Origin of the sequence: Pararhizobium sp. A13, from assembly GCF_040126305.1 — a bacterium.
Taxonomy (GTDB): Bacteria; Pseudomonadota; Alphaproteobacteria; order Rhizobiales; family Rhizobiaceae; genus Pararhizobium.
Window position 1 is genome coordinate 386,477 of sequence record NZ_CP149512.1, and the last position, 17,449, is coordinate 403,925.

At 59.2% G+C, this 17,449-nt stretch carries 11 protein-coding genes and 4 pseudogenes; 7 read left to right on the forward strand and 8 right to left on the reverse strand.

Annotated elements, in window-relative coordinates; genetic code table 11:
- Positions 1 to 63 precede the first annotated feature (63 nt).
- Positions 64 to 1,248, reverse strand: coding sequence for a tetracycline efflux MFS transporter Tet(30) (gene tet(30), locus WI754_RS30435; protein ID WP_341486401.1), 1,185 nt, complete (start codon positions 1,246 to 1,248; stop codon positions 64 to 66).
- Between the two features lie 87 nt (positions 1,249 to 1,335).
- Between tet(30) and WI754_RS30440 the strand changes: the two genes are divergently transcribed.
- Entirely contained in the window at positions 1,336 to 1,983 is a 648-nt protein-coding gene (locus WI754_RS30440) for a TetR/AcrR family transcriptional regulator C-terminal domain-containing protein (protein WP_341486402.1), read from the forward strand.
- A 125-nt stretch (positions 1,984 to 2,108) separates the two neighbouring features.
- Here WI754_RS30440 and speD read toward each other — a convergent pair.
- The 3 genes and pseudogenes from speD to WI754_RS30455 all read right to left on the reverse strand — a co-directional run.
- A pseudogene (gene speD, locus WI754_RS30445) lies at positions 2,109 to 2,396 on the reverse strand (adenosylmethionine decarboxylase); the annotation flags it as partial.
- A gap of 210 nt (positions 2,397 to 2,606) precedes the next feature.
- The gene (locus WI754_RS30450; RefSeq protein WP_341486403.1) at positions 2,607 to 3,032 is read right to left on the reverse strand and encodes a MucR family transcriptional regulator; all 426 of its coding nucleotides are present in this window, start codon (positions 3,030 to 3,032) and stop codon (positions 2,607 to 2,609) included.
- Between the two features lie 732 nt (positions 3,033 to 3,764).
- Positions 3,765 to 3,923: pseudogene (locus tag WI754_RS30455) on the reverse strand (LysR family transcriptional regulator); the annotation flags it as partial.
- Between the two features lie 122 nt (positions 3,924 to 4,045).
- Between WI754_RS30455 and WI754_RS30460 the strand changes: the two are divergent.
- Both WI754_RS30460 and WI754_RS30465 read left to right on the forward strand, forming a co-directional pair.
- On the forward strand, positions 4,046 to 4,303 hold the full coding sequence (locus WI754_RS30460; RefSeq protein WP_341486404.1) for a helix-turn-helix transcriptional regulator: 258 nt from the start codon (positions 4,046 to 4,048) through the stop codon (positions 4,301 to 4,303).
- Positions 4,304 to 4,590: 287 nt separating this feature from the next.
- A pseudogene (locus WI754_RS30465) lies at positions 4,591 to 4,701 on the forward strand (transcriptional regulator); the annotation flags it as partial.
- 325 nt (positions 4,702 to 5,026) lie between these two features.
- On the opposite strand, the gene fabI reads toward WI754_RS30465, so the two are convergent.
- From fabI to WI754_RS30485, 4 genes are read right to left on the reverse strand one after another with little or no spacing between them, the layout of a single operon-like run.
- The gene (fabI, locus tag WI754_RS30470) at positions 5,027 to 5,812 is read right to left on the reverse strand and encodes an enoyl-ACP reductase FabI (RefSeq protein WP_341486405.1); all 786 of its coding nucleotides are present in this window, start codon (positions 5,810 to 5,812) and stop codon (positions 5,027 to 5,029) included.
- 28 nt (positions 5,813 to 5,840) lie between these two features.
- Entirely contained in the window at positions 5,841 to 7,019 is a 1,179-nt protein-coding gene (locus WI754_RS30475; protein WP_341486406.1) for an acetate/propionate family kinase, read from the reverse strand.
- A gap of 3 nt (positions 7,020 to 7,022) precedes the next feature.
- The gene (locus tag WI754_RS30480) at positions 7,023 to 7,979 is read right to left on the reverse strand and encodes a phosphate acetyltransferase (RefSeq protein WP_341486407.1); all 957 of its coding nucleotides are present in this window, start codon (positions 7,977 to 7,979) and stop codon (positions 7,023 to 7,025) included.
- A gap of 22 nt (positions 7,980 to 8,001) precedes the next feature.
- Entirely contained in the window at positions 8,002 to 10,233 is a 2,232-nt protein-coding gene (locus WI754_RS30485; RefSeq protein ID WP_341486408.1) for a DUF3141 domain-containing protein, read from the reverse strand.
- Positions 10,234 to 10,630: 397 nt separating this feature from the next.
- Between WI754_RS30485 and WI754_RS30490 the strand changes: the two genes are divergently transcribed.
- From WI754_RS30490 to WI754_RS30505, 4 genes and pseudogenes are all read left to right on the forward strand, one after another.
- Positions 10,631 to 11,305 (forward strand): CBS domain-containing protein, encoded by a 675-nt coding sequence (locus WI754_RS30490; protein WP_341486409.1) that lies wholly within the window; start codon positions 10,631 to 10,633, stop codon positions 11,303 to 11,305.
- A 179-nt stretch (positions 11,306 to 11,484) separates the two neighbouring features.
- Entirely contained in the window at positions 11,485 to 13,992 is a 2,508-nt protein-coding gene (locus WI754_RS30495; RefSeq protein ID WP_341486410.1) for a glycogen/starch/alpha-glucan phosphorylase, read from the forward strand.
- Positions 13,993 to 14,043: 51 nt separating this feature from the next.
- Positions 14,044 to 14,523, forward strand: a pseudogene (locus tag WI754_RS30500) (glucoamylase family protein); the annotation flags it as partial.
- A 338-nt stretch (positions 14,524 to 14,861) separates the two neighbouring features.
- Entirely contained in the window at positions 14,862 to 17,414 is a 2,553-nt protein-coding gene (locus WI754_RS30505) for an SH3 domain-containing protein (protein WP_349438077.1), read from the forward strand.
- The last annotated feature ends 35 nt before the right edge of the window (positions 17,415 to 17,449 follow it).

Below are 17,449 nucleotides of genomic sequence, written 5' to 3' on the forward strand. Positions count from 1 at the left end.
GTTTTGCAGCAACGGCGGCCGGTGGCTCGATGACCACGATGAGGGCGCCTTGCCGTCTGGAGCCTACGCTGCCACGGCCTTCGGGGCCTTTACCGTTGCGAAAAGCGGCGATGCGAGAAGATAAAGTGCTGCACCCACCAGCCATATCGTGCCGATCCAGATGCTTTTGGTCGAAAAGAACACTGCAGTGGTCAGCACCGGCCCCACTATGCCTGCCAGGCTCATCAGGCTGGCCAGCACACCCTGCAACTGGCCCTGCTGGTCATCGCTCACGCGGCTGGTCACCAGCGATTGCAGCGCCGGCATGGCAACGCCGCCCAATGCAAACAGAGGCGCTACCGCGTAACCCATCCAGCTCTGGTTGGCGAAGGCCATCAGCACATATGCCAGCATGTCGAAGGCAATGCCGATCATCAACGTGCCCAGGTCACCAAAGCGGCGCGACAGCGGTCCGACGAGAAAGGCCTGCGCCAGGGCGCCGCTGATGCCGAAAGCCGACAGTGACAGGCCCATATGCACCGAATCCCAACCGAACCGTTCGGCGCCATAGAGCACCCAGATTGTTCCCGGTATGGCTGCCACCAGACCGAATACGACAGAGACGGTTACAAGTGGTAGGAGCGGCTTGAAATTCCAAAGCCACACCAATGGCGCCAGCGGATTGAGTTCCTTGAACGCGAACTTGCCCGGACTAGCCTTTCGACTTTCCGGCAGGACAAACAGCGCGATGAGCAGGTTGAGGCCATTGAATAGGGCTGCCACAAGAAACGGCGAGCGGAGCCACCAAGCGCCCATGACGCCGCCGATGACGGGACCGATGATAAAGCCCAGGCTCATCACGGCGCCAACCGTCCCAAACCGCTGCGCACGCTGCTCGGCTGGGGTGATGTCGGTGATGTAGGCGCTTGCCACCGCCATATTGGCGCTGGTTATCCCCGCCATGGCCCGCCCCACCACGAGCACCCAGCCGAGCGGGGAAAGTGCCATGACGAGGTAATCGAGCAGGGTGCCAGCCAAAGAGAGCAGCAAAACCGGGCGCCGGCCAAACCGATCACTGAGCGCACCAAGGACCGGCGAGAAGACAAATTGCATGATGGCATAGACCGCCAGCATGATCCCATAGAGCAGTCCGATGTCGCGGCCACCTGTCACCTCGACCAGCAGGTCCGGCAGGATGGGAAAGATCAAGCCTGCGCCAATGGCATCGAGGGCAACGGTTGAAAGAATAACGATTAGGGCCTTGTTCATGCTGGGACATCCCGATAAACTTTATCAGTGATAAATTTATCGGTGATAAGCTCCCTTATCGATGATAAGTCAAGAGGTGTTCTATCCATGGCAATCGGACGTGATCGCATTATCGATGAGGCCCTGCTGCTGCTGGACGAGGTGGGCATAGACAAGCTGTCCACCCGCAAGCTTGCAGAGCGGCTGGGCGTCCAGCAGCCGGCGCTCTACTGGCACTTCCGCAACAAGTCGGAATTGCTCGACGCCATCAATTCCGAGATGCTGCTGCGCTATCACAGCGATCGCCTGCCCAAACCCGGACAGGATTGGGTGACGTTCACGCTGGCCAATGCCCGCAGCATTCGTAAGACGCTGCTCACCGTGCGCGATGGCGCGCGGCTGACCGCAGGCACACGGCCTTCCGTCGCCGAATTTGCCGATGCGGAAAAGGTCTTGCAACTCTATGTCGATACTGGATTTTCGGCAGAGGAGGCGTTTGGGATCGCCATTTGCGTCACGCGCTATGTGGTCGGTTATGTTCTTGAAGAACAAGGAGAGCGCGAACGGGAACAGATGGACCAAAACGCACCCAATACCCACTTCGTGGCGGAACTGGCGCCGTTCCCCCTGCTCGCAAAAGCCCTTGAGACTTTCCACAGGGTTGGAACGGTCAACACTGAAGCCGTGTTCGAGAGCGGGCTAAGTTACCTGCTGGCCGGCATGCAGGAGAAATTGCGGGCGAAACAGGTAGGATAACCCGGAAACGCTCAGACTAGCGTACTACCGCGTCCACCGCAGCACATTATAGGCCGCCGCTACGTTTCAAGAGAATGACAGCTTTCTTGCGTCACTCAGCTCACCCAGAACGTCTGAAATGACGGCGCAAAGCAGAGGAAAATATCCAGCGCAGCATAGCCCGTCTCCGGCCACGTGTGGATGCTGATATGCGATTCGGCCAGCAGCGCGACGCCGGTCACACCACCGCCGGTGCCAAACTGATGCAAACGAGTGTCCAGCACCGTCGCGCCGCAAGCCAATGCCGCTTCCCGCATCGCCCCATCGATAAAGCTGGCGTCGTCTAGTCGTTGCGCGCCCCAAAAATCGAGCAGGATGTGCGTCCCAGGCGGATAGTCCGTAGGCTCCAACACCTCGGATGTTTCGGGTGGCATGCGGTCTCCGTGATTCGATGGCAAGTGCTGATCGCTGTTGGCTAGAGCAAACGCGCACCGATTGGTAGTCACCCGCCTGCCGTGATGCCCTTGGTGGCTCCAAGGCGCAGCATTAGGCTGCCATAGCGGCAGTTGGCAGGCGTGGAGGTCTTGGCTTTGTCAACCTTCTGAGAGTTGCGACGAGCGGGCGTTCGTCGCATGACCGAGAGATCAAGACCGAGGCTTCTTTGGCGTTTGACCAAGCCCGGCTGCCCTTGCCAGTTCCGAGCGCCTGGCAGCATAAGCGGGTGCGATCATGGGATAGTCGTCGGGCAGAGCCCACTTCTGGCGATATTGTTCCGGCGTCATCTGGTATTTGGCCATCAGGTGGCGCTTCAGCGATTTGAACTTCTTGCCGTCCTCGAAGCAGACCAGATAGTCGTCCTGGATTGACTTGCGCACTGATATCGGTGGCTTTGGCTTCTCAACGATCGGCTCTGCCGCCTTTTCGTGGCCGATTCCGTTTAAGGCCGCATGGACATCTCCAATTACCTTCGTGATTTCGCCGCCTGGAATAACGTGGTTGCCGACATAGGCCGCGACGATCTTTGCCGTGAGCGTCACGAGAAGGTCATGTGCGGGCAGCGTCTCAGGCATGCGGTGCGGTTCTCCAAAAAACATTGACGGGACGGCTCAGATAAGGCTGGCGTTCGTTGAAACGCGTGGCGGGTAGCGCCGGCACGTCGCCGGTTGCGCCGGCGTTTCGCTTTGTCATTTTGAGGAAGTCCCTCGCCTTCCAGCAAGCCGCGGCCTCCCCCGACACCGTGGCAACATTTCTGGCGTCGTGGTCTCGTGAGCTCTGCGAGAGAAACCGATTTATTTTGGGAACGTCCGCCTTACAAGAAAAAGGTCAGTGGTCGCGCACTTTCCTGCGTGATCCGGATAGTTAGCGTTGGCGAGGGATATCAGTTCAAACGCGGATGTCCGTCGCAAGTCGCGGTGTCGGGGCGATCGGCAACAGCTTTTGGCTAGGAGTGCCACGCGTTAACTCTTTGAGGAGGCGCTTTAATAAAATGTGAAACCTGAGGGCCTCAACCAACTCCGCTAGTTCATGAGCCTCCGAAACAGTCGCGCGAAGCGGCGGAACTCTTCCTGCTCATCCTCGAACCAGGCGTCGAGCGCACAGTAGGCGACCGCCGTCGCTGCTTCACTGCCATAGAGCGCGTGTGCCTGGTCGATGATGGCATCATCGACCAGCTTGCCTTGGTCGGCGGGTTGAGGGCTTGTTGACTGCGGTCTTTTGGACCGGGATGGATTACGCGACACCATCGTCTCCCTGTGTCTGAAGTGACTTTGAATGATCGCCGGCCGGACACTCGTCGCCGACGCCCGCGTGGTTCGGACAAACAGCTGGACCCCGAGTTCTCGCTCCAGCGCCTGGATCTGCGTCAACAACGCCGGTTGGGCGACATGCACCCGTGCCCCTGCCCTGCCGAGGTGCAACTCCTCGGCGAATGCGACGAAATAGGTGAGTTGGCGCAGTTCCATATCATTGACCCATGGTGGTCGCTGGGTCGAACGAAATGCAATCCCAGCTTCGCGGTCAGAATACTTATTTATGTATAGAATAGCCAGTTATTTGATTATGGTCGCAGTGATCATGTGGACGAATGACACCACGTGACCTTTTGGCTTGGAATGTTCGGAAGCTCCGCGTTCGCCGAGGGCTTTCGCAGGAGCGCCTCGCATTTGAAGCTGGTCTTGAGCGGGTTTCGATCTCTCAGCTTGAGCGCAAACAAGTCAATCTAGGAGTAGATTCCCTAGGGAAAATTGCAGCCGCACTTAAATGCAAAGTCTCTGAATTACTATTGGAGCCTGCGGACGGTGAGAAAGCACCAGAGAACCTTCGCCGTGGACGTCGGAGCTGACGATCAGGGTTTCGGCGCCTTGATGCAGCAAAAACGCTACGACGGGTTCGAACCCTAAGCCCGCGGAAGGCAACGGGTCTAAAGCCGTTCCATTGGAGATATTATGCGATCCTGCGAGCACAGAACGAGAACACCTGGCGCGACATAGGTACTAGGGGAGCATGAGGAATTGTGGGGCCTTTCGTTCTTTGCCGGTTCAAATCTGACCGCCCTGTGAAAAATCACAGGACAAACTTTAGACCATTCACGGCAATTTCGTTGGCGCCCCACAATTCCTCATGCTCCCCACCGTTGCAGACATCCGGGAGGCGCTCGAAAGCGCAGGCGTTATCTTCATCGATGGAGACTATTCAGGATCAGGCGGACCTGGCGTTCGCTTAAGCAGCAATCACCCCTGACTAGATTCGCTTCGACACGTGTCCCTGTCACAGGGTCAATGTGGATCGCTACACCTTCATTGCAATGGACTTGCACCATCTACTCCTTGCCGGTCTCCCGGCGCACCTTGTTCCCACCCCTTTAAATGCCAAGCGACACATGCACATCCGATATCATCGTTGCCCGCGGCTGAGGCCACTATCACACGATTGCCTAGTGAGCTGGTTCCGAGTTTTTCGGAGAAACCGAACCCCGTATTTTCGAGAATTGAACACTGTTCACTCCATGCAATGCATCGGTGGATAACGCAAATCAGGCTCGGCCCCAAACCCGACCAGGATGCCATCAGTCGATGATGTGATAGCCCCCATCCACGTAAAGCACCTGCCCCGTGATCAGGCGCGCGGCGTCATGCGCGAGAAAGGCCGTTGCGACGCCAACATCATCAATACTGACGAGCTCTCGGGCCGGCGCCTTCGTCTTTGTCTTTTCCAGCAGTTCATCGAATTCGGGAATCCCCGATGCGGCGCGCGTCGCCAGCGCGCCTGGCGAGATGGCGTGGACACGAATGTTCTTTGGTCCGAGTTCCGCGGCGAGATAACGAACAGCGCTCTCGAGGGCAGCCTTTGCCACGCCCATGATGTTGTAGTTCTCAACGACCTTTTGCGAGCCATAATAGGTCATCGTAAACAGCGTACCGCCTTTCTTCATAAGCGGCTCAGCGAGATGGGCCATGCGAATGAATGACCAGCAGGAGATTTCCATCGTCTTCAGAAAGCCTTCGCGCGGCACGTCGACGACGCGGCCAACCAGCGTATCCCTCGGCGAAAAGGCGATGGAGTGGACGACGAAATCGAGTTCGCCCCACGTCTCTGAAATAGAGTCAAAGACCGCCTCGAGCTGGCCGTCAATGGCCATGTCCATCGGCATGAAGATCGGACTTTCGACCTCACGTGCGAGAGGCTCCACGTGTGGCTTGGCCTTGTCGTTGAGATAGGTAATTGCGAGCTCGGCGCCGAAGGCGCGAAAGGCTCGGGCACACCCCCAGGCTATCGAACGATCATTGGCGATACCGACGATCAGCCCTTTTCTGCCCCTGAGAAGCTGCGCATTGACGACCGGAATGGACATTGGTTGCTTCTCCCGTGAAGGTTTGACTTCAAGACGCTGTGATAAGTGCAAGCGTATGGCGCGCAATCATCAACTCCTCATCAGTCGGCAGGACATAGAGCGCGACGCGGCTCGCCTCGGTGGAAATCAGCATCGCGCCTGCTTCGTTGGCCGCGGGATCAAGCTCGGCGCCAAGCCAGGTCAGACGCGCGGCAATGCGAGCCCGAATAGTTGGAGCGTTTTCTCCCACGCCGGCCGTGAAGACGAACGCATCCAGACCTCCCAGCGCACCGGCGAGCATCCCGGCACTCAGCGCACAGCGGTGGACTAAATGATCGATCGCTAGGCTCGCGCGCGGATCGTCGCTGGCGAGCAAGTCGCGCATATCGCCGGAAATGCCCGACAGTCCCCTGAGACCAGACGACCGGTAGAGAAGGTCCGTGACCTCCCTGGTGCTCATGCCCTTCTGGTCGATCAGGTAGAGAACGACACCTGGATCCATCTGGCCTGGCCTGGTGCCCATCGGCAGGCCGTCGAGAGCCGTGAACCCCATGGTCGTCTCAAGACTGCGGCCGTTGCGCAGTGCGCACATCGAAGCGCCGCTGCCAAGATGCGCAACGATGATGCGGTCCTGCGCGACGGCGGGCGCCACCTCGGCCAGCCGCTCGGAAATATATTCGTAGGAAAGGCCATGGAACCCATAGCGCCGAATGCCGTCCTCGTAGAAGGCCCATGGCAAGGCGTAACAGTCGGTATGGGCAGCGTGGCCACGATGGAAGGCCGTGTCAAAACACGCGATTTGGGGAACATCCGGATCGATGTCCATGGCAAGGCGGATTGGTGCCAGATTGTTGGGCTGATGCAGCGGTGCAAGCTTCTGTAAAGTCGCGAGCTTGTCGAGAATGTCATGGTCGATCAGGATCGGCTGCGCATAATCCGGCCCGCCGTGAACCACGCGATGGCCGATGGCTCTGAGCGTAACGCCTTCGAGCGACTGCAGCCAGGTGCGGGTCTCAGTGATGGCAGCTGGCAGGTCCTTCACCACTCCCGGCTCATAACTGCGATCGACCAGCGCCGTGGTGTCGGCGGCGGTGGCGCGCAAACGGGGCCGGGTTCCTATGCCATCCATCTGCCCGCGAACGCGGCGCTCCAATCGCGTGCCGGCAACCTCGAAGATCTGGAACTTGAGGCTTGACGAGCCGGCGTTGACTACAAGGATCGCGTCCATGCGTCAAGCCGCCACTTGCGTCAGCCGCCGGCGGGCGGCCGCGTAAAGGGTCGCGACGGCGCACGAAGCAAGGCGGCTGCGCACCGAATCCGCCCGCGACGTCAGCACGATCGGTACGCGCGCGCCAAGCACAATTCCGGCCGCGTCGGCATGGGCGAGGAAAGTCAGGTTCTTGGCCAGCATGTTACCGGCTTCAAGGTCAGGCACGACGATGATCTGCGCCCGGCCCGCCACTGGTGACGTGAGCCCCTTGATCTGAGCGGCTTCAACGCTTATCGCGTTATCGAACGCAAGCGGGCCGTCGAGCACTCCCCCGGTGATCTGGCCGCGATCGGCCATCTTGCACAGGGCCGCCGCCTCGATAGTCGAGGGAATCTTCGTTGTAACCGTCTCGACAGCTGACACGATCGCCACCCGCGGCTCGCCGAGACCGATCGTGACCCAGAGGTCGATCGCGTTCTGCACGATATCGCGTTTGACATCCAGATCGGGAAAGATGTTGATCGCCGCATCGGTGATGAAGAGCGTGTCGGCATGGCCGGGGACGTCCATCACAAACACGTGGCTGATGCGCCGTTCGGTTCTAAGCCCGGTCGCAGAAGCGGTGACCTCGCGCATCAGTTCGTCGGTATGGAGGCTGCCCTTCATCAGGAGTTCGCCCTTTCCCTCCCGGATCAGGGTCACCGCCTTTGCCGCAGCGGCGTGGCTATGCGGCACGTCGATGATCTCGTGCGCCCGCAAATCAAGCCCGTTGTCGGCCGCCACCTGGCGAATCTTCGCTTCAGGCCCGATCAGCACCGGAACGATCAGACGATGCTCGGCGGCTTCCAGCGCGCCGCGCAGCGAGGTTTCGTCACAGGGGTGCGCCACGATCATGACCGCGGACGGGACCTCCTGCGCGGCCGCTATCAGGCGGTCGTATTTCGATGGTTCATGGGTCGTCGCGGTCGTGTCAGCCAATGGAAAACTCCTACTGTCTTGATCATGCGCTACGATTGCGAGGCGCGGCGCGGGCCGGCATGGGCGTCGGCTCGCTGCTCACCTCTCCCTTTCCAAGATCAAAAAGCTCGGTCACCCGCTGGAAGCGCTCGGCCGCCGTGTCACTCAACGCCCCGGACGCCTCAAGCACGCCCCGAAGAACCTCCAACGCGGCCCGGCGCTCGTCGATCTCCTTCGGAAGCATCGTAGGGATAGCGGCCAGCGCTGCCGTCTCATCGTTCAGCAGGATGTAATACTGTTCCCGCACCAGTGCTTTGAACGCCGCCAGGTTCAACCGGCTAGCGCCTTGATGGTCACGCCGGATCCTGCGGATCGCCTCGAATCCGCGTTCGTCAGCCCCGCCACGACGCGCCATGCTGACGAACAGCAGCGACCGCACCAGAGCCTCAAGGGGACCGCCTTGGGGTATTTTTTCTCTCAACGCTACGGTTCGGGCTTCGACCAGCGCGCTGGTCAGCATGCTCTTTGGTGCCTGGCGCGGCGGGCGGTTGGACTGTGGATCGACGCCGAGTGCAGCCTGCAGCGCAGGCGAACCATAGACCACGCCGAAGGTTTCCTCTGCCAGCCTTTCGGACATCTTGCGCCAGCTTTCCAGTCCCTCGACGATCTGCCCGGAAACCTGCTCCTGGAGGGCGAGGAAGGGATTGTCCGCATCTGCGGGACGACGGTCCTCGCGAACAAGCTCCGCCGCCCCCTGAACCCAGGCGAGAAATGGGTTGGACGGGCCAAACATCTCGTAGCTCAGGCGAAGCGGATGCAATCGCCGCATCGCCTCTGCCCATGACGGGTTCACGGCGGCTTTCACCGCAGGCTGGAAAAAGGCGCGGTACAGCGCAAGGTTGATCTCCGAGAGCCGCGCCGCGGCGGCAAACCGGTTATCGTCCTGAATGTCGTTGCCCCCGAGAGCGCGGATGTCGTCGAGGGTGCGTCTTTCGCAGCGCATGACCCACTCGCCGGTCACCAGCTCCGGATGCTCCATCGCCTCTCCTTTCGGCTCGAGGACCGCTTCGTAGAGGCCCGGGGGGAGCACGTCGATGAGATCGATGTTGGATGCGAACTCGTCATGCTCCTTGCGGGCGACACCGCCGGAGACGAAAATCCCCAAATGACCGATCTTTTCGTGCACGACGTAGACGATGGTCTGACCAAGCGAACGAATTTCATCGACACTGTCGTAGAGGTCGAGAATCCAGTCGAGCGCCTGCTGCGGCGGCGTTATGTTATCTCCCTTGGAGCAAAAGACGACGATCGGCGAGCGGATCGTACGCAGGTCGACGGCCGTCCCATCAGAGGTGCGGATTTCTCCCGCAGCGAGCTTGTTGCCGATGAACAGTTCATCGACGATAAACTGCATTTCTTCCGCATTGAGCGTGACATGCCCTCCCCACCAGCGCTCGAAACCAAGATAGCGTTCGGCCTCCGTATCGACCTTGGAATAGAGGTTATACTGCTTGGTCCACAGGGTATTGGCCGGGTTCTGGTTCTCGAAATTTTGGACAAGCCAGGCGCCGTCGAATTTTCCAGCGCCAAGATCGCCGAACAGTGCCGTCAGCCAGCTCCCGCCGAGAAGCCCACCGGAATAGCGCATAGGATTTTGTCCATGCACGCCGGCCCAGTAGGCGAGTGGCGAGCCCGCGACAATGATCGGTCCGAACAACTCCGGCCTCAGCGCGGCGAGCATCATCACCGCCCATCCCGCCTGACAGTTGCCGATGACGCAGGGCTTGCCGTCCGCCTCGGGGTGGCGAGCAACCACGATTTCCAGAAATTGCGCCTCGGCGCGCGCGATCTTCTCGATGGTCTGGCCGGGCATGGGGTCGGGCAGGAAGCCGATGAAATAGCAGGCATGCCCTGCCTTCATTGCCACGCCGATCTCGCTGTCGGCCTTGAAACCGCCGATACCCGGGCCGTGCCCAGCCCGCGGATCGACGACGACAAAGGGGCGTTTGAGCGGATCGATCACGATCCCGGCGGGTGGAACAATGCGAACGAGGCCGTAGTTGACCGGCTCCGCGAAGGTCCGGGCGTCGGAGATGAGCTCGGCTTCATAGTCCAGCACGTGCGGCGCTCTTTGCGCCGCGTGCTCCTCATACTGCTCGGCACGCCGACGCATCACGTCAAGAAACAGAATCCAACGTTGCCATGCGTCGACTGAATAGTTCGCGGATGTGTCGGCAAATGCCGGAATCGACGATACGCTTGATAGCTCGGACATCTTGTCCACTCCTTTGCAACCGGATCAGGATCAGTCGGCAGGCCTGAACGACATTGCCGCAGTGCTGGAAGTACAAAGCTAGCTGAATAGATGGGAACGCGTGCACGATACACGATAGCACCGGATTGTTACATTCATTTTATAGCTGGGCCAGTTCACCCGGATCGAGTGCCCGTTCCTCCTCTACTTTCATCGAAAGGTGACGCTCGGGAGCGAATGCCTCAGCGACCTAAAACTGGCAGCAGGCTATTCGCCACCAAAGAATAAGAGCGAGCGGGTTTTCGCCTCACACAATTTACGACTCGTCGTCACGAGCTGATTGTCGAATTGTCGCAACAGGTTTAAGTTGTCCCCGCAACGGTCGAGTGCAGAAATCCATGCAGGAGTTCGAACCGAGATGCGCGTCAAAGATGTCATGACGATAAAAGTCGTCAGAATATCACCTGACCACAGTGTCAGGCAGGCCGCCAAGATGATGCTGGATAATCAGGTCAGCGGCATCCCGGTCGTCGACGACGACGGACGTCTGCTCGGTATCATCAGCGAAGGCGATTTGATCCGAAGGACGGAACTGGGAAGCGAAGCGACCGTATCGCTTGCCGAGAAAGCCATGCCTGCCGAAGAGAGAGCCAGCGCCTATGTCAAACGCAGCTCGTGGAGGGTCGGCGACGCGATGACGAGCAATCTCGTGACCATTGACGAGGACGCCTCGCTTACGCGCGTAGCCCAGCTGATGCAGGAGCGCGGCATAAAGCGCATTCCCGTAACAAGAGCTGGCGAACTGGTCGGCATCGTCAGCCGGGCGGACCTGTTGCAGGCAATTCTGGTGGCCAAGCCGGATCAAACCGCAGCAGGCGATGAGGCCATTCAGCTCAGCATCGCGGTCCGCCTTGCAGAAAACACCGGTCTGGAAGGCCTCGACGTGAAAGTGACTGTAGCCGACGGGATGGTTCATCTGTGGGGTAACGTCGAGACGCCTGAGTGCAGGAGAGCCGCGCGGATCGTCGCAGAGAGTGTTCGCGGCGTCAGAGGCGTTGTCGAGCACTTTTCGCAGCCTTTCCCGTCTGGATAGAAATATCCCGTACGGGGTGAACTTTGCTGCTCGAAAATTGCGCGCGGACGCAATGAACTATTGAAAGCGGCGTTGAAGGGGGAGGTAATGGCACAGACCATACAGACGGCAGTTGTCCGAGCCTTCCGAGCAGTGCTCGAAATAAACGAGGCGCAGGCCGCAAGCCCGAGATCGCGGAGATGACCCGCGGATACGCAGCGTTTCCAACGCGCTTCCCACTCTACAACGCGCCGGATGATCTGCCGCCGCAATATGGCTGCGGCCCGATAAAGTTCAACGGGAGCAATAACGCGCTCTATGAACGCCACCTGCTTTTCGACAACGCCCTGTCCCCCTCTGAAGTCGGAGATCGGGAACGATATGAGGCTATCGCCCGGTCCGTTCGCGACGTCCTCTCTCAGCGCTGGCAACAGACGGAAGAGACCTATAGCCGGGAAAATCCGAAGCGGGTCTATTATCTCTCGATGGAATTTTTGATCGGCCGGTCGCTGAGCAACAATATCCTCAACCTGCGGCTTGATCCGATGGCCCGTCGGTTCTTTGCGGAAAATCAGCTGGACGAGCTTGCCATACTGGCACAGGAGCCCGACGCGGGACTAGGCAACGGCGGGCTTGGGCGGTTAGCGGCATGCTTCCTGGATTCCATGGCAACCATGCAATTGCCGGGCATGGGCTACGGCTTGCGCTTCGAATACGGTATGTTCAAGCAGCAGATCGTGAATGGCTGGCAATGCGAGCAGCCCGACAACTGGTTGCGCAGACCGGATCCCTGGGAGGTGGCGCGCCCGCAATTGGCGGTCACGATCGAGTTCGGATGCTCCTTCGAAGTGCGCGGAGGAAACCTGAAAGCGACCGCCGGCGCTTCGACGCTGCTTGGCATACCCTATGACAGGCCGATTGTCGGATATGGGGGAAAGACCATCAACACTTTGCGACTGTGGGCTTCGGCAGCCACCAACAGTTTTGATTTCCAGGGATTCAGCGCCGGTGAATTTGTCAGCGCGCTAGCCGAGCGCCTGACGGCGGAGACTGTCACCCGCGTGCTCTATCCCGATGATTCCACCAGCATGGGCCAAGGCCTGCGCTTCGTTCAGGAGTACTTCCTGGTAGCGTGTTCGCTGGCGGATCTTGTGCGGCGCTTCCGCTTGAACAATTCCGACTGGAACTGCTTGCCCGACAAGGTCGCAATCCAGCTCAACGACACGCATCCTTGTCTGACCGTTCCCGAGCTGATGCGCATCTTGCTGGACGACGCAGGCCTGGATTGGGAGCTTGCCTGGGACATCACGAAGCGGATGCTCGCATACACGAACCACACGCTCCTTCCGGAAGCCTTGGAGAAATGGCCGCTTCGGTGGTTTGAACTCATGCTCCCGCGTCATCTCGAGATCATACTGGAGATCGACCGCCGGCTGAGGGAAGAGATCGTCACGCGCTGGCCTGAGGACAATGACCGTGCCGAGCGTGCAGGCATTGTTGAGCGCGGCGCCGGTCACCTGGTACGGATGGCGCATCTCGCGATTGCAGGTTCCCACAGCACCAATGGCGTTGCTGCGATACACTCGAGGCTGCTGCGGGACGTAACGGTGAGGGATCTCGCCGAACTGTATTCGGACCGTTTCAGCAACAAGACAAACGGCGTTACACCGCGCCGTTGGCTGCTAATGTCGAATCCCGGCCTTGCCAATTGCATCACCAATGCCATCGGTGACCGCTGGATCACGAACATGGCCGACCTCGAGCTGCTGAAGCCCCTTGCCGAGGATGGTGAATTCATCGCTGCCGTCGGCATGGCCAAGCGCCAAGCAAAATTGCGGTTTGCCGAATGGTTGAAGTCACAGGCCGGTATCCAGGTTGATCCGGACACGATCTTCGACAGCCAGATCAAGCGGATCCACGAATACAAGCGACAACTATTGAACGGTCTACGAATAGTCGCGCTCTATAACCGGCTCCGCGAAAACCCGCACGTCGACATGCAGCCGCGTACGTTCTTCTTCGCCGGAAAGGCCGCGCCCGCCTATCAAGTGGCAAAGCTCATCATCAAGTTTTTAAACAATCTTGCAGACACGATCGATGGCGATCCCGCCGTCCATGGTCGCCTCCGGGTTGTATTTCTTCCCGAATACTGTGTCTCGATGGCTGAGCGCTTAATTCCCGCGAGCGACGTGTCAAACCAGATCTCCACAGCCGGATACGAAGCAAGCGGCACCAGCAACATGAAATTCATGATGAACGGCGCTTTGACCATCGGTACGCGTGACGGTGCAACGATCGAAATGGCCGAGGCAGCAGGCGAAGAAAATTTCTTTCTGTTTGGGCTGACAGCTGAGCAAGTCGCCGCAGGCCGCGACTGGTACAATCCCTGGTGGCATTATGAGAACGAGCCTGAGACGCGCGCCGTTCTTGACCTGATCTTGTCCGGCCATTTCACCCGCCACGAACCGATGATTGTCGATGCCTTGCGCAACATACTTTTGATTGGCGGTGACACATACAGGCACCTGGCGGATCTCGGCTCATACATGGCGGCGGACCTGCGTCTTCAATCACTCTACACCAAGCAGGAAGCCTGGACACGAAGAGCAATCCTTAACATCGCCAGCTCAGGAAAGTTTTCCAGCGATCGCACCATCGCTGAATATGCCAACGAGATCTGGCACGTCAGTCCCTGTCCCGTTCCATAGAGAGCAACTGCGCGGTGCGCTTCGGCTCGAATTTCACTTTGCCCAGGGCCCACGTTTGTGCAACAGGAGTATGCCATTCGCAATCCAATGGGTTTTGCTGGTTATGGCGAACATTGCTGGGGGTTAACCGCGTGCGACGGGCCCGGCTGGGGCAAGCGGACGATAGACGGTGTCGATCGGGAGTTCTTCGACTATATCGCCCGTGGCGCTCCCTTCGGACCGGATGACGGGACCGTCGCGCCATGGGTCGTCGTGGCATCCCTGCCGTTCGCGCCGGAGATCGTCGTGTCGACCGTCCGCAACTTTGCGAGGATGAACCTCGGCATGACCCGGCTTTACGGTTTCAAGCCGTCGTTCAACCTGACATATGCCGTCGAGGACAGTCGGACCGGATGGTGGACAAGTCCCTATCATTTCGGCATCGACCAGGGGCCGGTTGTTCTAATGATCGAAAACTACCGGACGGGTCTGATCTGGAGTATCATGCGACAATGCCGACCGATTGTGACCGGGCTGCGCAGGGCGGGGTTTGCTGGGGCTGGCTTTAGGTTTGCGCCACGAAAGCATCTGCAAAAAACCGAGACCTTTTGGCCTTTGCATACGCGTAAGCTCAGCATTGCGGTGTCCCGATAGCTTTCCGCCTGTTGGATTTCGTCGAAGTGCTCAAACCGCAGGATCTGGTTCCGTCAGTCCGTCAGGCAAAGGGACGTGGTAATCCTGGCTTTCGGGCGGCAGTCACCAGCCGAAACATGTCAGGGACGTGGGACGCCGATGCGCCCCAGTTGAACGGTCCTGGATGAATGCAGAGGTGGGGATTTGAGGTCTCGACCCAATTGCCGATCGTCTATTGCAGGGGAAAGGATACACTCATGCGCAGGATGTTCGCCTATCTGACGATTGCTTCATTCTTCTCGACATCGGTCTTTGCCGACCCCGCGGTCCTGACGGCCAATGTGAACTTCCGAGCAGGCCCCGGAACGGACTTCGACGCCTTTGGCCTCATTTCGCAAGGTGAACAAGTCGATATCAAGGAATGCGATTCCGGCGGCACCTGGTGTGCCGTAACCTATTCCGGAAAGAACGGTTTTGTCAGCGGCAAATACCTCAACCAGTCCGAAGCTAGCGCGCCCGCCTGGCCCCGAATCTTCACGACCGATACCGGAGCGACCATCACGCTTTTTCAGCCGCAGATAACCGATTGGCCGGATTTCACCCGCCTCGAAGCTCTGATCGCCACGGAACTGAAGGTGGCGGATGCCAAGCCGATTTACGGCGTCATCGGCGTTGCCGCCAAAACCGTGGCTGATGACGAAACAGGAAATGTCGTTCTTACCGAGATCAAGACCACCCGCTTGGATTTTTCGACGCTTGAGCGCAAACAACTCGCGAAGCTTGCGCTGGAAGTCGGGAAACTTTTGCCGACGGATCCGATCACGGTCTCCCAGGAGCGCCTGACGGCGAGCATGACGGCTTACAAGCGGCTTGCGAACGTCAACGGCATCAAGGCTGATCCGCCACCAATTTTCACCAGCGAAACGCCGGCAATCCTCGTCCAGACGAATGGCAAGGCCATCTTCGCGCCGGTCAAGGGCGTGAAAGGCCTGTCCTTCGTCGTTAATACAAACTGGGACATCTTCAAGGTCGATGCAGAGAATGCCTATTACCTGCGCGACGAAAAGAACTGGCTAAAGTCCGCCAGTCTGGATACCGGCTGGATCGAGGCGGACACCGTCCCGAGCCTCGTCTCCAGCCTGCCCGACGATGAAAACTGGAAGGAAACGAAAGCAGCGCTTCCGCCAACCGCTTTTGCCGACAAGGTCGTCCCGAAAGTCTTCTATTCGGCAAAACCGGCCGAACTGATGATTTTTGACGGCAAGCCGGTACTCGAGCCGGTTGCTGGCACAGGCCTCGAATGGACATCCAATACGACAAGCGGTGTCTTCTACCACACGGCCAGCAAGACATGGTACACGCTCTTATCGGGCCGCTGGTTCTCGTCGGCCACGCTCGACGGCCCCTGGACCTTCGCCACGCCCAATCTACCTGAGGACTTCCTGAACATCCCGGACGATGCGCCCTATTACGCCGTTCGCGCTTCGATACCTGGTACCTCGGAAAGCGCTGAGGCGCGCCTGAAGGCCAGCATCCCGAAACTGGCGCGGGTCCTGACCGACGGATCGGTGAAAGTAGACGTGAGCTATAGCGGCGATCCGCAGTTCGAATCGATCGAAGGGACATCGATGTTCTATGCGGTCAATTCGAACGAGCAGGTCATCAAGGTTGGCGAGAAATACTTCGTGCTCAAGGACGGAATCTGGTTTGTCGGCGACACGCCAACCGGACCTTTTGCTGTCGCGCGCGCCGTCGCAGACGAGATCTATACGATCCCGCCGTCTTCGCCGGTCTATAACGTCACCTATGTGCACACCTATGACACCGAAACGGATGCTGTCTGGTATGGGTATACCCTCGGTTACCTGGGAGCCTATCTGGCATGGGATGCCCTCGTCTGGGGTACAGGATGGTACTATCCGCCCTATTGGGACGACGACGACAATGACGACTATCGGCCGTACTATCCCGGCCCCGTGAGCTACGGCGTGGGTGCTTTCTACAACCCCGCCTACGGAACATTCGGGCGCTACGGTTATGCCTATGGACCAAATCGTGGCATCGTCGGCGGTGCAGCCTACAATCCGAGAACAGGGACATACATCCGTGGCGGTGTGGCTGCAGGCCCCGATGGAGCAAGAGGGTTCGTCTCGGCCTATAATCCGCGCACGGGCAATGCATTTGCCGCCAAGGGCGGACAGAATGTCTATGGTTCGTGGGGCAAGGCCGTCGTCAAGCAAGGCGGCGAGTTTGCGCGCGTAAGCGGCGGCTCGACGGGAACGGCGGGCGGGTTGCGTTGGAGCAATACGCAGGGCAACAGTGGCTTCATTGTTGGCAGCAAGGGTGGAGATGTTTATGCCGGACGCGACGGCAACGTCTATCGCCGCGACAATGGCCAATGGCAGAAGCACACCCCGGATGGCTGGCAGCCTGTGCAGCGGCCGGCTGGCGAAAATCTGAAGAACACCCCCACCCGCATCTCAGCCAAAAATCCGCAGGCAGCACAGCGTATCCAGAGCCGCGCCGAAAATAGACCCGCTCCGCGACGCACACAGCAGCAACGCCAAGTTCGTGAACGGGCACCCGAGCATCTTTCATTTGACCGCGCAGGGCGGCAATTCGGTAATCAGAACGAACTGAGCCGCAGCTACGGACGCCTTCCGCAAGGCGGTGGAAGTTTCCAGAACTTCGATCGCGGCGGCTCCCGGAGCAGTGGCTTCCACGGCGGTGGCGGGCGCGGGGGCAGTGGCTTTCATGGTGGCGGCGGTCGCGGTGGTGGCGGGCGCGGTGGCGGCGGCCGTGGGCGATGACAGCCGCGAAAGCAGGTACGACCTGCGCTGTTTGA

Bases quoted from the DNA above. Each gene is read 5' to 3' on its own strand.
- WI754_RS30505 (WP_349438077.1), top strand. From the start codon at position 14,862: ATGCGCAGGATGTTCGCCTATCTGACGATTGCTTCATTCTTCTCGACA.
- WI754_RS30490 (WP_341486409.1), top strand. From the start codon at position 10,631: ATGCGCGTCAAAGATGTCATGACGATAAAAGTCGTCAGAATATCACCT.
- WI754_RS30495 (WP_341486410.1), top strand. From the start codon at position 11,485: ATGACCCGCGGATACGCAGCGTTTCCAACGCGCTTCCCACTCTACAAC.
- fabI (WP_341486405.1), bottom strand. From the start codon at position 5,812: ATGTCCATTCCGGTCGTCAATGCGCAGCTTCTCAGGGGCAGAAAAGGG.
- WI754_RS30460 (WP_341486404.1), top strand. From the start codon at position 4,046: ATGACACCACGTGACCTTTTGGCTTGGAATGTTCGGAAGCTCCGCGTT.
- WI754_RS30450 (WP_341486403.1), bottom strand. From the start codon at position 3,032: ATGCCTGAGACGCTGCCCGCACATGACCTTCTCGTGACGCTCACGGCA.
- WI754_RS30475 (WP_341486406.1), bottom strand. From the start codon at position 7,019: ATGGACGCGATCCTTGTAGTCAACGCCGGCTCGTCAAGCCTCAAGTTC.
- WI754_RS30485 (WP_341486408.1), bottom strand. From the start codon at position 10,233: ATGTCCGAGCTATCAAGCGTATCGTCGATTCCGGCATTTGCCGACACA.
- WI754_RS30440 (WP_341486402.1), top strand. From the start codon at position 1,336: ATGGCAATCGGACGTGATCGCATTATCGATGAGGCCCTGCTGCTGCTG.